Genomic DNA, 16,011 nt, shown 5'->3' with positions numbered 1-16,011 from the left:
AGATTCAGCTGAATTTAGAAACCCAAAAAGACAATTCTAATTTTAAAAAAAATTAAAAATTACTTTTTTTTGAAGGCAAAAAAAAATATTTTCTGCTAATTGGCATTAAAAACACAACCTAAATTAATTTTTCAAAAAACATTATTTTAAAAAAATAGAATATGTCTATATTTGCACAACTCAATTCAATAAATGAATGACTTGAGCTTGCGGCAGCATGACTCCAAAATTTAAATATAAAAACGGAATGACTTGAGCTTGCGACAGCATGACTCCAAAATTTAAATATAAAAACGGAATGACTTGAGCTTGCGACAGCATGACTCCAAAATTTAAATATAAAAACGGAATGAAATACAAAAGAATTCTTCTAAAATTAAGTGGTGAAGCTTTAATGGGTGAACAACAATACGGAATTGATCCGGCAAGATTAGCCGAATATGCTGATGAAATCAAAAAAGTCCACGAAAAAGGAATTGAGATTGCCATTGTGATTGGCGGGGGAAATATCTTTAGAGGTGTTGCAGGTGCAAGCAAAGGTATGGATCGTGTTCAAGGTGATTATATGGGAATGCTAGCAACCGTTATAAACGGAATGGCATTGCAAGGCGCACTCGAAGATAAAGGAATGAAAACTCGTTTGCAAACCGCATTAAAAATGGAATCTATCGCTGAGCCTTACATAAAAAGAAGAGCGGATCGTCACCTCGAAAAAGGAAGAATCGTAATTTTTGGAGCCGGAACGGGAAACCCTTATTTTACAACAGATACCGCCGCTGTATTACGTGGTGTGGAAATCAATGCTGACGTGATTCTGAAAGGAACTCGAGTAGATGGTGTTTACTCTGCAGATCCGGAAAAAGATTCTTCGGCAGTAAAATTTAATTATATCTCCTTTGATGATGTGCTCAAAAAAGGATTGAATGTTATGGATACAACAGCTTTCACGCTGAGTCAGGAAAATAAACTTCCAATTGTAATTTTTGACATGAATAAACAAGGAAATTTATTAAAAATTTGTGAAGGTAAAAACATAGGAACTGAAGTAAATATTTAGTTGATGTTTTTTGGTTTATTGTGAAACTTCCAACGACCCAAAACCCAAAACCCAAAACCTAAAAAAAATGACTGAAGAAATTGAATTTATTTTAGATAGTACCAAAGAATCTATGGAGGGTTCTATCGCGCATTTAGAAAAATCATTTCTAAATATTCGTGCCGGAAAAGCGAATCCCGCAATGTTAGGAAGTGTTTTTGTAGATTATTATGGAGCGGCAACACCACTTTCGCAAGTTTCAAATATCAATGTGCCTGATGCCAGAACGATAACTTTGCAACCGTATGAAAAAAAAATGCTGCAACCTATCGAGAAAGCAATTATGGTAGCAAACATAGGTTTCAATCCTATGAACAATGGAGATGTAATCATTATCAGCGTTCCGCCATTGACCGAAGAACGAAGACGCGATCTTGCTAAACAAGCGAAATCAGAAGCCGAAGACGCAAAAGTTGGGATTAGAAACGCTCGTAAAGATGCCAATACAGAGATTAAAAAGTTAGAAAAAGAAGGAACCTCCGAAGATGTTTGTAAAAGAGCTGAAGAAGAAGTGCAAAACTTAACTAACAGCTATATCAAAAAAATTGACGAACATCTTGTTCACAAGGAAATTGAAATTATGAAGGTATAATCTTTCCTATGACTAGTCTTCTTTTAGTTTTTTTGTAACCATAAATCCAATCATCATTATAAATGCCGTCAATATAATCACTTGTATTATCACAGATTTATTTGACAACTCTGTAGCCTGACTTATTGGAACTGATAAAAACAATAAAACTGTAATTAATCCTCTGGGCGCAATAAACAGCAATGGATTTAAGGGCAGTTTAACTATTTTTAGAAATATTCCCCTGATGATAAAAATGCTGACAGTTATTAATACTGCCCAAATTATTGTCTTAGGATTTAGCAACTCAGCAGTTTTTATTACAAACCCAAATAATAAAAAGAATAAAGCTCTGATTAAAAAGGTGAATTCTGTTATTAATTCCCTGAATTTATACACCTCTTTTTCTAATATTTCTGGCCGTAATTTTTCCATAAAAAAAAATGAGCTCATTTCGTTTAAATTTCCTAAAAACAGACCAATAAATAATATAAAAAACAGTGCTGGCAAATGATACTCTTTTGATATAAAATAGATTAAAATGATGAGGATAATTATGGGTGCAAATTTTACACGATGGGTTATTTTACTCAATAAATAAGCAAGACCCAAAGTAGCAACAAACGAAACAACAAAAATTATTATTAAATCTAAGAAAAACTCCCCAAATGTAATCGCATCTATTACAGTGTGTAAGGTTATAAAATTAAAAAAAAGCACACCAAAAATATCAGACAAACTACTTTCATAAGTAATAAATTCTTTTTGAGTGGTAATTAAATTTTTAGCACTCGTAATGGCAACAGCGCTACTAATAACCGCCATTGGAATGGCATTTGCTAAGCCGTCTTTAAATGAAATATTTCCATAATAATAGTAGGCATATCCTAATCCAAAACTTAACAAAAGCATTGGAACCAAAGCGACTATTGTTGATTTACCCACTAAGTCCCATTTCGATTTTTTAAGTTCTAACTCTAACGAACCTTCCAAAACTATTAGAATAAGACCAATTGTCCCGACAACCGGCAGAATTGGCGAAAGATTTGGAATAGAAATATGGAGCAATACGGTGCCTTGTTTTACAAACCAACCCAATATTAACAATAATATAATAGACGGAATTTTTGTCTTTGATGAAGTAATATCAAAAAAATAGGCCAAAAGCAACAATATGCAAACCGTTATAATTATAGATGCAGACATTATATCTTTGAATTATTGTTATGAAATTTATGAAATAATTGTATTGATAATATATTATTAGAAATACAAAGATGAGAAAACTAACCTTAAAAACTATAACTTCAAAAAAAATAATAGAAATTTAATCTTGACAGAAAAGCAACATATTTATTCGTTAAATCTAACTGCTAAAATTATTAAAAGTCTCTCGTTTTATTTACATTTGCACCCACTTTAATACGTTTATGAAAAAAACAATAAAAGTAGGATTTTGGGAATTAATTGCCAGAATTATACTCAAAAATAGAATCACAATATTAGGGATAATTCTAGCCCTAACCGTTTTTCTTGGTTTCCAATGGATAAACCTAGGCATGACTTATACCGAAGCTAATCTGCTTCCACAAAAACATATTGTCAATAAACAATACCAAGACTTCTTAAATAAATTTGGTGAAGAAGGCAATCTGATTGTTATTGGTTTCAAAGACAAAGCGTTTTTTACTCCAAAAGCTTATGCTGCCTGGAACGAATTAATGACAGGTTTAAAAAATTCCAAAGAAGTGGAACTTGTTGTTTCCCTCAACGATTTAAAAAAACTAGAAAAAGATACCATTGCTGAGAAATTCGAATTGGTTCCGCTCGTTGACCAGAGTCAAACGAATAGTGCCGAATATCTAGGAAAAATTAAAAACGAATTATTCAATAACTTGCCATTTTACGAAGGATTACTGTTCAATAAACAATCTGGAAGCATTCGTTCAGCGATTTATATGAATAAAAAAATTGTCAATACAGCGGCAAGGAAAACATTCATAATTGAAAATTTAATTCCAAAAATCGATAAATTCGAAAAAACTACCGGAATCGACCTTAGAGTTTCCGGAATGCCTTACATTAGAACCATTAATGCAGAAAATATGAAAGGTGAAATCGGGCTATTTATTGGCGCGGCTTTACTGATTACTTCATTGATATTTTTCTTCTTTTTTCGTTCCTTCAGAGCAACATTTATTTCGATTTGCATCTTGCTAATTGGCGTTGTGTGGTCATTTGGAACCTTGGGATTATTCCATTATAAAATCACGATTTTAACGGCAATCATCCCACCATTAATCATTGTAATTGGGATAACGAACTGCATTTTTCTGATTAACAAATACCAGCAGGAAATAAAGCTACACAATAATCAGGCAAAAGCCCTGCAACGCGTAATTTCAAAAATTGGAGTTTCCACTTTGATGACGAATTTAACTACAGCAGCCGGTTTTGCAACCTTTATGATTACGGGCAACGATTTGCTTTTTGAATTTGGTTTAGTGACTTCAATAAACGTGATTACCGTATATCTTTTGACATTAATGATTGTGCCAATTGTATATAGTTTTATGGATGTTCCAAAGGAAAAACACTTGTATCATTTAAGCAAAACTTATCTTTCGGCGGTTTTAAATTGGGTCGAATATGCCGTCAGACACAACCGAAGAATTATTTATGCCATTTATGGCCTGCTAATGGTTTTCAGTATTATCGGAGTTTCTCAAATGAAAGTTTCCGGAAGTTTGATTGGCGAAATGCCAAAAACCGCTTCATTTTTCAAGGATATAGTTTTCTTCGAAAAAGAATTCAACGGAGTTATGCCTCTAGAAATAATGATAAACACCAAGCATAAAAAAGGGGTGATGAAATTGTCCACGATGAAAAAAATGGACGAATTGCAACAAACGATTTCCCAAATGCCGGAATTGTCGAAACCTGTTTCTATTGTTAATTTAGTGAAATATTCTAAACAAGCCTATTACAATGGAAATCCTGAATATTATGAATTACCCACTTCGCAAGAGCAAACTTTCATTCTTTCGTATGCTAAAAATGCAACAAAAAACACCAAAGAAAACCTAATGAAAAGCTATGTGGATTCGACAGGACAATATGCCCGAATCACTACTTTTATGAAAGATATTGGCACCGAAGAAATGGCCAAAGTTGAAGGAAAATTGCAAAAGAAAATTAATCAGGTTTTTCCAAAAGACCGTTATGAAGTTACTTTAACCGGAAAAGCATTGGTTTTCCAAAAGGGAACTTCTTACTTAATAGACAACTTAATTGAATCGCTCATTTTTGCCATTTTCTTGATTGCAGGATTGATGGCTTATATGTTCCGTTCTGTAAAAATGATTTTGGTTTCTGTGATAACAAACATACTTCCACTGTGCATTACTTCAGGATTGATGGGCTATTTTGGTATTCCGCTCAAGCCGTCAACAATTTTGGTATTCAGTATTGCTTTCGGAATTTCGGTAGATAACGCTATTCAATTTATGGCAAAATACCGTCTCGATCTGATTGAAAATAATGGAAAAATCAAAAAATCGGTTTTCAGCGCATTACGAGAAACAGGAATAAGTACATTTTACACTTCCATCGTTTTGGTTTTTGGATTTGCCATTTTTACGCTTTCCAGTTTTAGTGGCACGATTGCCCTCGGAGGTTTAATTTCCTGTACTTTGTTATTTGCAATGTTTGCTAACCTATTGGTTTTACCTTCTTTAGTTCTAACTTTCGAAAAGAAGAAAGCCATAAAAGAGGATATTATGGAAGCCGAAATCGTGGAATAGTTTTTTAATTTGGAGCTACTTCCCGCTATTCGCTATATCCACGCAAAAAAGCGTGGGATGTCGCTTCTATCGGGGCTAGACATTAGGGCAAGACAACTTTTCTTTTTAGAAATTCATCCAAAATATTGTCTTGATACTTGTTATTTGATGTTGCAATTGGAGATTTTATTTTTCCTTTAATTTTTGCGAAACTGTAATCCAAGATTTATCAAATCCCAAGGCTTTTAAGACTTCATTTTTGTCTAACTTTTCAGGTTGTTTAATTTTGATTATTAAACAATTTTCAGGAACTTCCTCATTAATTGTAAATTGTGAACCGTGAGGTTGCCATGTAAAACAGAGTTCTCCTGTTTTTATGTTCGTACCAATCAAATTACCTCTTTTATTCCATTCCCAATCATATAGTTCATAATCATAACGGATTGTATCGAACTCAAATACTGCTACTTCTGATAAATCATCAGATTTTAATAATACAACCGTTCTTAAGTGTTTGTATTTTTCTCGTATTGAAGAAACTCTTTCATTCCAAATTTCAAGTACAAGTTTGCCGATTAATTTTGCATCTGCTTTTTGGTCACTTCTTTCACCATAAGAATAATTCGGGGAGTTCCGTCCAGATATTAATCTGATTTTCTTTTGTTTTGATGGGTTTTTTGCTTTTACGGTTTTTGCTCCCCAAGCAGTATTTCCCATTACAACGTCATCAAGTCCGACGTTTGATGGTTTCCAATCTGCTCCTATACAATTTGCAAAAATATTTTCCCAATCAGAACCTTCCAATTCAGGTTTTCCTTTTGACGCTAGCAAATAGATAATTTCTTTTCCTAATAAAAACGGAAAATCTTTTGGGAATTGATTTAGAGGAAATGCAGAAACAGATTTGTTTACCGTCCTTAATTTAGGTGATTGATTATTATTCTCCATAACCTACTTCATAATCTCTTAATACTGTAGTCATATCCATAGAAGCTGCTACATAAGGAAGGAGTTTTAAAATAACTGCTTTTACTAAATTTACTGGGACAGCATTTCCTGCTTGTCTTTTTGCTTGTCCGTCAGAAACAACAATCTTATAATCATCTGGAAACCCTTGTAAGCGAAACATTTCTCTTGGGGTTAATCTTCTTTCGCCATTTACAAGTAGATAATTGTATGATGCCCCTGAACGCAAAGCGCAAGAATAGGGATAAGAACAAATATTTCCAGATTTATTTTCATGCCAAATAGAGAGATTATATGCTGATTTATGTTTGTTTTTTCTTTTTTCTAAAATGTATTCAGATGCAAAATGCTTGGCATCTACTTTCTTTTCAAGAATCTCTGACAATGGTTTAAATGGTCTAACTGGCGATGGAAAATTAAATAATATTGGTTCTTTATGTCCAACAATTATTATTCGTTCTCTTTTTTGTGGAAGTCCGTAATCAAGTGCATTTAATACTGCAAATCTAACACTATAACCTAATTCTTTTTCAAGAACGTTTACTATAGTTTTTAGAGTATTTCCTCCATCGTGTCCAAAAAGTTGTTTTACGTTTTCTAATACAAAAGCCTTTGGCTTTTTGTGTTTTAGAATTCTTGCAATATCAAAAAACAGTGTTCCTCGAACATCATCAAATCCTTTCATTTTTCCAATAATACTGAATGATTGGCAAGGAAAACCTGCAAATAAAATGTCGTGATCAGGAATATCCTTTTCGTCAATTTTAGTAATGTCTCCAAATGGTCTTTCTCCAAAGTTTGCTTCATAACTATCCTGACAAAAATTATCAATATCGGAAGAGAAAACACATTCTGGAACAATGTCATTTTCAAGACACGCTTCATCCATAGCAGTTCTAAAGCCACCAATTCCACAAAAAAGGTCAATAAACTTTAATTTTTCCATATTTCTCATTTTATTTAATTTTCAAATTTAATATTTTGGATTGTATTTAGCTATTCTGTGAGTAGAATTTTATAAAAGATATTTGTTGGTTATAAATTTTATCTTTAGCAAAACTGAAATTTGTAGCAATGACAAATAATCAAAAAAATCCTAAATAACTTCATAGGTTTAGCCCCGATAGCAGCGGTATCCTTTTACTTTTTCTTTTAAAAAGTAAAAGATATAGCGAATAGCGGGAAATAGCTCCTGATTAGACCATTTCTCACAATGACTTTTCCAAACAAATCAATTATATTTGCAGTTCGATTGAAGAATCTAAAATCTAAAATTACGATGAAACATACAAGAGTTAAAGACTTGCTAAACAGTACAACAATACTTCAAGGAGTAAATGCAAAAGGTTGGGTAAGAACTTTTAGAAACAATCAATTTATCGCATTGAACGATGGTTCGACCATCAACAATATACAATGTGTTGTCGATTTTGAAAACACTCCAGAAGAAACCTTAAAAAGAATCACAACCGGAGCGGCGATTTCGGTTACTGGAGATTTGGTAGAAAGCAAAGGTGCTGGACAGAAATATGAAATCAAAGTTGAAAAACTAGAAATTCTTGGTGATTCGGATGCGGAGATATTTCCAATGCAACCCAAGAAACATTCTTTGGAATTCTTGCGTGAAAATGCACATTTAAGAGTTCGTACCAATGCTTTTGGAGCGATTATGCGTATTCGTTCGGTTTTGTCGTTCGCCGTTCATAGCTATTTTCAGGAAAAAGGTTTTGTGTATGTCAATACGCCTATCATAACCGGTTCTGATGCAGAAGGTGCTGGCGAAATGTTCAAAGTTACCGCTTTGCCTTTCGACAATCCACCAAGAACCGAAGACGGAAAAGTAAATTACAAAGAAGATTTCTTCGGAAAAGAAACGAATTTAACGGTTTCCGGACAATTAGAAGGCGAAACTTTTGCAATGGCTCTGGGTCAAATTTATACATTTGGACCAACATTTAGAGCCGAAAATTCGAATACTTCTCGCCATTTGGCTGAATTTTGGATGATTGAACCCGAAGTGGCTTTCAATGATTTGAATGACAATATGGACTTGGCCGAAGATTTTATTCAATTTGTAATCAAATACACGATGGATAAATGTGGCGATGATTTAAAATTCTTGGAAGGAAGACTTTTGGAAGAAGAAAAATCAAAACCACAAGCTGACAGAAGTGAAATGGCTTTACTAGAAAAACTAAATTTTGTTTTAGAAAACAACTTTAAACGTGTTTCTTATACCGAGGCGATTGATATTTTAAGAGATTGTACTCCAAATAAAAAGAAAAAATTTCAATACATCATCAACGAATGGGGTGCTGATTTACAATCGGAACACGAACGTTATTTGGTGGAGAAACATTTTAAATGTCCCGTAATCTTGTTTGATTATCCAGCGAACATCAAAGCATTTTATATGCGTTTGAACGAAGACGGAAAAACCGTTCGTGCAATGGACATCCTTTTCCCAGGAATTGGAGAAATTGTGGGTGGTTCACAAAGAGAAGAACGTTTTGATGTTTTGGTCGAAAAAATGAAAGCCTTAGGAATTAGCGAAGAAGAATTGTGGTGGTATTTAGACACTCGAAGATTTGGAAGCGCAGTTCACTCTGGTTTTGGACTTGGATTCGAAAGATTAGTGCTTTTTGTAACTGGAATGACAAATATTCGTGACGTAATTCCTTTCCCGAGAACGCCGATGAACGCCGAATTCTAAAGAAAAGTTGACGATTGATGGTTGTCAGTCCTAATCCAACAACCATCAACTATCAACCAATAACTATTATATGTTAAAACAATTTCTAAATCTTAAACTTTCCCAGAAATTATCTCCACAACAAATCCAGTTGATGAAGTTAATTCAATTGCCTACGCAAGCATTTGAACAACGTTTGTTGGAAGAAATGAATGAAAATCCAGCATTGGAAGCTGGAAGTGAAGAAGAAGAAATTTACGATAAAGACGAATTCGACAATGATGATGCCAATGACGAATTCGACGATTATGATGACCATGATAATGAAGATACAAGCGACATCAACATTGACGAATATTTAAGCAGCGACGAAACTCCGGATTATAAAACCCAAGCCAATAATTACAGTGATGATGATGAAGAACGCGAATCACCACTAGTTGCGCCAATAAGTTTTCACCAAGATTTAATCAATCAGTTGAACACTTTTATATTGAATGACCAAGATCGGGAAATTGCAGAATTCCTCGTGGGAAGCATTGATGATATGGGTTATATCCGACGAAGTGTTCCCGATATGGTTGACGATATGGCGTTTACCCAAGGCATTTACACCGACGAAAAAACGGTCGAGAGAATGTTGAACATCATCCACGAATTAGAACCTTCAGGAGTTGGCGCGCGTGATTTACAGGAATGTTTATTGTTGCAATTGAAGCACAAAACACCTACGGAATACGTGGCTTTGGCAATGGATATTATCGAAAACCAGTTTGATGCTTTTACCAAAAAACATTACGACAAACTCCAACAGAAATACAATGTTTCGAATGAGCAACTCAAAACCGCCATTCACGAAATAGAAAAACTGAACCCAAAACCAGGCGGTTCTTTTACCGGAAGCAACAAAATTACGGAACATGTTGTTCCAGATTTTGCCATCCGGATTGTTGACGATGAATTGGTTTTGACCCTAAACGGAAGAAATGCACCATCTTTACACGTTTCCAAGGATTATCAGGAAATGATGCAAACGTATAAAAGTTCCAGAGATAAATCGAATGCGCAGAAAGATGCAGTTCAGTTTATTAAACAAAAATTAGATTCGGCTAAATGGTTTATCGATGCCATCAAACAACGCCAGGAAACACTTTATGTGACGATGAATGCGATTATGCATTACCAGCGAGAATATTTTCTTGAAGGCGATGAAACCAAGCTAAAACCAATGATTCTAAAAGACATTGCCGATTTAGTTGGGCTAGATATTTCGACCATTTCCCGTGTGGCAAATAGCAAATATGTGGAAACTCCTTACGGAACAAAACTAATCAAGGAATTCTTCTCCGAAGCAATGAAAAACGATCAAGGCGAAGATGTTTCGACACTTGAAATCAAGAAAATTCTACAAAATGTAATTGAGGACGAGGACAAACAAAAACCACTTCCAGATGATCAATTGGCCGAAATCCTTTTGGAAAAAGGCTATCCAATTGCAAGACGAACCATTGCGAAATACCGTGAACAATTAGATATTCCTGTGGCGAGAATGAGGAAGAAAATGTAGGTATTTTTGATTAACGATTTTTGATTTAGAAATAATAAATAGCGTAATGTTATGGGAATTAATGAAATAATTGGCTTTTTAGCAGACACTTGTGCGATTACAATTGGACTAATGATGAAGATTTCAAATAACACGGAAAAGTTTGGTTCATTTAAGAAATATTGGTTGTTCTTAGTTATTGGCGGAATTTTACTATTTTCGTTTGATTTATATAAATATTTGAGATAAGATATCTCCCGTGAAAAAAATCCTTCCTTTTTTTTCCTACTTATTCCATCCGATATTTATTCCGGTGTATGCCACCTTGTTTTACTTTTTTTTGAATGATTCTTATTTTACAAATCCAGAAAAATACTTCGTTGTTTTTCAAATAGTGATTATCACGATACTGCTTCCTGTTCTCTTTTTTTTTGTGTTGCGCACTGCCGGACAAGTAGATTCCGTAATGATTTCGGAAATATCGCAACGCAAAATCCCATTGGTCATTCAGTGTTTTTTGACAATTTTACTCGTTCGAAAAAGCATCACATTGGATCACTATCCGGAATTTCATTTTTTCTTTTTGGGAGGTTTGTTAAGTACTGTGTTGGCATTGGTTTTGTTGTTTTTTAGGACAAAAGCCAGTCTTCATATGGTTGCCATAAGTGCCTTAACAATTTTTATTATTGGATTAAGCATCCACAATCAAACCCGAAACATCAATTTGATTGCATCTCTGGTGCTTATGAATGGCGTTGTGGCTTCCTCCCGTTTGGAAATGAAAGCACACACGCCGAAAGAATTGGTGATTGGTTTTCTTTTGGGAATTATCCCGCAGTTGCTTTTGCTACATCTATGGCTATAAGATATAGAACATAACCCCAATGTTCAATGCATTCATATCTATCGATTCAGTGCTGGTTTTTGCCGATTTAAACAAAGAATTTAAGCCATAATAAGCATAAACATTTATAGAATTATAGCCCGATGAAATATAAGCACCGTATTGAAATTTATTAAAATCTTTATTATTGGTGACCACTATTTTTCCTTGTGCATCTTCATAAACTGATTTATTGTAAATCAAATAACCCATTTTAAAACCTCCGTAAATTCGCCAAAATTTATGACTGTCATATTTTGATGTCCGCCACCTGAACTCTATAGGCACTTCGACCAGAAATTGCGTGAATCTGTTTTTATTGTAGGTGATATTGGGGTCAATAATCTTGTAAACTGGTGTTTGATTGAGTTCTGTTATGGCAAGGTTTTGATTGTAATTGTTATATGAAAAACCAAGTCCCGGAGCTATCGCAATAGTTCTCTTTTTATTTATTGGAAAATCTCTAAGGAATCCAGTCGAAAATCCCGATGAAAATTTATCTTGAGTCAAACCCGCTGGTTTGTTTTGTAAAGTATTGAGGGTAAATCCAAAATAAAACTGATCCTCTCTATAAAGCGAATCAACTTTCACGACAGGCAAAACCGGATTGGTGGTTTGCGAAAAAACGTTGACCACAGTGAATAAAAATATTGTTTGGAGAGCTAAACGCATATAGAATTTTTGTGGGATAAATTTACAAAAAAAAGGCAACCGAAAGGCTAGTTGTGGTCGGAAGATTTTTTCTTCCGACTTTTTTTGTTTTAAACCTAAAATATATTATTTTTATTTTATATATTTAACAAGAATTAACTTTCTTTATAAATATTTATTCGTACATTTATTACTGTAAATCAGTGATTTATGACAGTATTTAAAGACCGCTAAGTTTCCGTTAGTGAGTTGTTAGGGCTTATTCCCGAAGCCCTTTTGTCTCATCTTTCAACTAGCACGGAAGTGGATCATTATTCAAAAGTTCTTCATGGCAATAAGATGTTTTACCTTCTGCTGTATGCTATTCTTGACAATAAAAAACTTAGTCAACGAACATTGGAAGATACCTTTAATTATTCGGGATTTATGACCATTTTTAATTTAGATGAATCAGAAACCGTTAGAAGAAGTTCTGTTTCTGAAAGGTTGTCTAAGATTGATTCTGGTTATTTTAAAGAAATTTTTGAATGTATGTATAGCCGTTTCTCTGAAAGTTATAGTCAGCCTGAAAGAGACAAATATAACCTAATCCGAGTGGATAGTACTATTGTTTCTGAAGCTGCTGGAAAAATAAAAGCAGGCATTGACCAGAAGAACGGCAAAAAACTCATAAATATAGTATGTCTTTTGATGGTATACTTCCTGCGGGGATTGAGGTATTTGATAGTCAAAGCTACTCTTTGGAAGAAATTGCACTTCCCGAAGCTATTTTAAAGCAAGTAGTAAAAGATACTGAACATCGCAATATTTATATTATTGACCGAGGTTTACAGTCTACCCGCACGATGAAGGATTTTTCAGATAAGAAAGTTAAATTTGTTATCAGAGCTAAAGAGAACCGTAAACATGAAGAAATAAAATCACTTATCGAGACAAATCAGGATTTAAATCTTGGGGATAATCATTTAATAAAAGACAGTATAGTAAAGCTTTACACAGGAATACCAGTGAAAAACAAGAAAGGAAATGTACATTATAGGCAAGAAAAAGTTGAAGAACATTTTAGACTAGTGGTTGTGAAGAACAAAAAACATCCCGAAAAAGTATTTCATTTTCTCACAAATGATTTTGAACTTACAGCTAAAGAAGTTGCTGACTATTATAGGAAAAGATGGGATATCGAGGTGTTTTTTAGATTCATTAAACAAGAGCTAAATGTCAGCCGTCTTGTATCGTTAAGCAAAAACGGTATAGAAGTTACGGTTTATGTGACCTTGATTGTGGCAATGCTTGTCCTGATCTATAAAAAAGCCAATAATCTTGGTTATAAAACCGCCAAAAGAAGATTTGTTTTGGAACTAAGAGAGCTTATTACTGGCATTATGATTGTGTTTTCGGGTGGAGATCCCTTAAAAGTATAAAACATAATTGGCCGGAATTTCTTCCGACCACAACTACCGAAAGGCCACCTTTATTAAATTATAAAAATTATTTGCAGAGAGGATGGGATTCGAACCCACGTTATGTTGCCATAAACACGCTTTCCAAGCGTGCGCCTTCAGCCACTCGGCCACCTCTCTATTTAATTCAAGGTTGCAAAGAACACGAAAAAATATGACTTAAGAAAATTAATACTCGCTTTTTATGACAATTCTCCTCGCAATGAGGTTTCGAAAATTGTTTTAAAAATAGCCACAGGAACATTTTGTGCCAATAAGTACATCAATTTAGTAATAGCGGCTTCAGTAGTAATGTCTTTTCCTGAAATTATTCCAATTTCTTTCAATGCAGTACTCGTTTCGTATTTTCCCATAGTTACACTTCCTATAGAACATTGGGTTACGTTTACAATTTGCAAACCTCTTGTTATTCCGTTTTTTAAAAGTGATAAAAACCATTCTTCGGTTGGCGCATTTCCGGCTCCATAAGTTTCTAACACAATTCCTTTAAGTTGCGGAATACCTAAAATGGCTGCCAAAACAGCTTCACTAATACCCGGAAATATTTTAATTATTGCCACATGGGTGTCCATATTCTTATGAATCCTCAATTTTTTAATTCTTACTTTTGGAAGAAATAATTCAGGATATGTTTTTAAAAGCACTCCTGATTCAATCAAAGTGGGATAATTGGGCGAAATAAATGCATTGAAATTTTCAGCATTTATCTTTGTGGTTCTGTTACCTCGATACAATTTGTATTCAAAATAAAGACATACTTCGCTAATTATCGGTTTATTGTTTTGTCTTAAAGAAGCAATTTGGATTGCGGTTATCAGATTTTCCTTTGCATCAGTTCTTAAATCTCCAATGGGCAATTGTGAACCGGTAAAAATTACGGGTTTCGACAAGTTTTCGAGCATAAAACTCAATGCTGAAGCTGAATACGACATTGTATCTGAGCCATGTAAAACTACAAATCCATCAAATTGAACATAATTATCTTCAATAATCACGGCAATTTCTGCCCACTTTTCGGGAGTCATATTGGAAGAATCAATCGGTGTTTCAAAAGAAACCGTCTCAATATCACATTCCAATTGTTTTAATTCTGGGATTCGCTGCAGCAGTTTTTTAAAATTGAAAGCCTTAAGTGCTCCATTTTCAAAATCCTTCATCATACCAATGGTTCCACCGGTGTAAATCAAAAGAATTTTGGCTTTAGATTGCATTTTCAAATTTCAATTTATTGACAACAGGATTGGCATACATAGCCAAGAAACTTTGCAAAGCTAATGGGTCATTATGATCTATTCGCATTTCTAGTCTGCGCTCAAAAAGCGATTTTTCGTTTTCTGTGTACAAATGTTGATGAGAATTGGTTTTATTCAAAATATCATAAGCAATATAATTAGTTGGCCACAGTTTATAGTTGCGCAAAATAGATTCGTCAATAACCTGAGTCAATGCTTGAATTTGTTTATTGGAATTATCAAATTGCGACTTAATAAGATCTAATTCGTGATCAAGAACATCACCAACGTGAATATGAATGCGCTTTTTTTGGCCCATAACTCCACTCATCAAGTTAATAAAATCTTCATTCTTTTCCTTGATATAAATTTCTTGTTTGGCTTCAGCCAAAAGTTGTGGCATTTTTAAAGCATCAGTTGGATCATATTCGTAAGAAATTGAAACGGGAACTATTTTAATTTTTTTGAAATAATCCATCAAATTTTCTTCGTCAGAAGCCATGGAAAGCATTTTTAAAACGCCCGGATTAGTGGCGTCATTTCCGTCTTTGGTTCTTCCTTCTCGCTGTGCTATCCAAACTGAACGGTTTTCATGTTGCAATAACTTGCTAATGTATTCTGATAATAATTTTGAACTTTGAAGCATTTCTCTTGGCAATAATCCTCTTTGGACCAAAAAATTACGGTTTAATCTTGCCAATGTTCTCAAAAATGATTTTTTAACCAAATTATCTCCAATTGCTGATGCAGTCATCACTAATTTATGCTCGAATAAACAAGCGTTTAGCAAGGAAGTGTCTAAAAGAATATCTCGATGATTCGAAATAAACAGATAAGAAGAGTTTTTTTCTAACTTTTCAAAACCCGAAGTTGTCAATCCGTCTGAGGTTTTTTCTAACACTTTTTGAAGTGATTTGTATATGAAATTACATTGAAAATCCCTTGTAGAATGCGTCCTTAGAAGCTGTTCTTTCCATACATTGTCAGGAAGATCCGGAGAAGTAAAGTTCATCAATGCTTTCATCATTGGGTGATGGACCACATTTTGAATAGCGTCATTTACTTCGGTATCATAAAAGGGACGAATTGCGTCAAATTTTGACATATAGAATATTATTTTATGAGAACAAAT

At 34.0% G+C, this 16,011-nt stretch carries 14 protein-coding genes and 1 tRNA gene; 8 read left to right on the top strand and 7 right to left on the bottom strand.

The features are described 5' to 3' along the window. Positions 1-349 precede the first annotated feature (349 nt). Together pyrH and frr are read left to right on the top strand one after the other, a co-directional pair. Positions 350-1,057: a UMP kinase gene (gene pyrH / locus IR213_RS00370; protein WP_194310330.1), complete on the top strand. Its 708-nt coding sequence runs from the start codon at positions 350-352 to the stop codon at positions 1,055-1,057. A gap of 67 nt (positions 1,058-1,124) precedes the next feature. Beyond that, positions 1,125-1,688, top strand: coding sequence for a ribosome recycling factor (gene frr, locus IR213_RS00365; protein ID WP_194310329.1), 564 nt, complete (start codon positions 1,125-1,127; stop codon positions 1,686-1,688). A 12-nt stretch (positions 1,689-1,700) separates the two neighbouring features. Here the strand turns inward: frr and IR213_RS00360 are convergent, their stop codons facing one another. Further along, positions 1,701-2,873: a cation:proton antiporter domain-containing protein gene (locus IR213_RS00360; protein ID WP_194310328.1), complete on the bottom strand. Its 1,173-nt coding sequence runs from the start codon at positions 2,871-2,873 to the stop codon at positions 1,701-1,703. A gap of 224 nt (positions 2,874-3,097) precedes the next feature. Between IR213_RS00360 and IR213_RS00355 the strand changes: the two genes are divergently transcribed. Next, positions 3,098-5,470 carry an efflux RND transporter permease subunit gene (locus IR213_RS00355; RefSeq protein WP_194310327.1) on the top strand — a complete coding sequence of 791 codons (2,373 nt, stop codon included), beginning with the start codon at positions 3,098-3,100 and terminating at the stop codon, positions 5,468-5,470. A gap of 165 nt (positions 5,471-5,635) precedes the next feature. Here the strand turns inward: IR213_RS00355 and IR213_RS00350 are convergent, their stop codons facing one another. Together IR213_RS00350 and dcm are read right to left on the bottom strand one after the other, a co-directional pair. Next, entirely contained in the window at positions 5,636-6,397 is a 762-nt protein-coding gene (locus tag IR213_RS00350) for a hypothetical protein (RefSeq protein ID WP_194310326.1), read from the bottom strand. After that, positions 6,387-7,361, bottom strand: coding sequence for a DNA (cytosine-5-)-methyltransferase (gene dcm, locus IR213_RS00345; protein WP_228479044.1), 975 nt, complete (start codon positions 7,359-7,361; stop codon positions 6,387-6,389). The genes IR213_RS00350 and dcm overlap by 11 nt, the downstream gene beginning before the upstream one ends. 333 nt (positions 7,362-7,694) lie before the next feature. On the opposite strand from dcm, the gene asnS reads away from it, so the two are divergent. The 3 genes from asnS to IR213_RS00330 all read left to right on the top strand — a co-directional run bounded on the left by asnS (position 7,695) and on the right by IR213_RS00330 (position 11,518). Continuing rightward, a complete protein-coding gene (asnS, locus tag IR213_RS00340; protein WP_194310324.1) occupies positions 7,695-9,128 on the top strand; it encodes an asparagine--tRNA ligase in 1,434 nt (477 codons plus the stop codon). Positions 9,129-9,198: 70 nt separating this feature from the next. Continuing rightward, positions 9,199-10,674 carry an RNA polymerase factor sigma-54 gene (gene rpoN / locus IR213_RS00335; protein WP_194310323.1) on the top strand — a complete coding sequence of 492 codons (1,476 nt, stop codon included), beginning with the start codon at positions 9,199-9,201 and terminating at the stop codon, positions 10,672-10,674. 238 nt (positions 10,675-10,912) lie between these two features. Further along, positions 10,913-11,518: a hypothetical protein gene (locus IR213_RS00330; RefSeq protein ID WP_194310322.1), complete on the top strand. Its 606-nt coding sequence runs from the start codon at positions 10,913-10,915 to the stop codon at positions 11,516-11,518. Here the strand turns inward: IR213_RS00330 and IR213_RS00325 are convergent. Next, complete coding sequence (locus tag IR213_RS00325; RefSeq protein ID WP_194310321.1) at positions 11,513-12,208, bottom strand: porin family protein; 696 nt, start codon at positions 12,206-12,208, stop codon at positions 11,513-11,515. The genes IR213_RS00330 and IR213_RS00325 overlap by 6 nt on opposite strands. A 318-nt stretch (positions 12,209-12,526) precedes the next feature. On the opposite strand from IR213_RS00325, the gene IR213_RS16170 reads away from it, so the two are divergent. Both IR213_RS16170 and IR213_RS16165 read left to right on the top strand, forming a co-directional pair. Further along, on the top strand, positions 12,527-12,961 hold the full coding sequence (locus tag IR213_RS16170; protein ID WP_228479043.1) for a hypothetical protein: 435 nt from the start codon (positions 12,527-12,529) through the stop codon (positions 12,959-12,961). Continuing rightward, a complete protein-coding gene (locus IR213_RS16165; protein WP_228479042.1) occupies positions 12,928-13,608 on the top strand; it encodes a transposase in 681 nt (226 codons plus the stop codon). The genes IR213_RS16170 and IR213_RS16165 overlap by 34 nt, the downstream gene beginning before the upstream one ends. Positions 13,609-13,682: 74 nt before the next feature. On the opposite strand, the gene IR213_RS00315 is transcribed toward IR213_RS16165, so the two are convergent. The 3 genes from IR213_RS00315 to IR213_RS00305 all read right to left on the bottom strand — a co-directional run bounded on the left by IR213_RS00315 (position 13,683) and on the right by IR213_RS00305 (position 15,984). After that, positions 13,683-13,767, bottom strand: a tRNA-Ser gene (locus tag IR213_RS00315). Positions 13,768-13,829: 62 nt separating this feature from the next. Beyond that, the gene (locus IR213_RS00310) at positions 13,830-14,858 is read right to left on the bottom strand and encodes an asparaginase (protein ID WP_194310320.1); all 1,029 of its coding nucleotides are present in this window, start codon (positions 14,856-14,858) and stop codon (positions 13,830-13,832) included. Then, positions 14,848-15,984: a 1-acyl-sn-glycerol-3-phosphate acyltransferase gene (locus IR213_RS00305; RefSeq protein WP_194310319.1), complete on the bottom strand. Its 1,137-nt coding sequence runs from the start codon at positions 15,982-15,984 to the stop codon at positions 14,848-14,850. Before IR213_RS00305 ends, IR213_RS00310 begins: the two co-directional genes overlap by 11 nt. Between the last annotated feature and the right edge of the window lie 27 nt (positions 15,985-16,011).

The organism is Flavobacterium soyangense (genome assembly GCF_015277675.1).
Lineage (GTDB): Bacteria > Bacteroidota > Bacteroidia > Flavobacteriales > Flavobacteriaceae > Flavobacterium > Flavobacterium soyangense.
The sequence above is the reverse complement of the archived record's forward strand: the minus strand, read 5'-3'. Positions and strand labels throughout refer to the sequence as shown.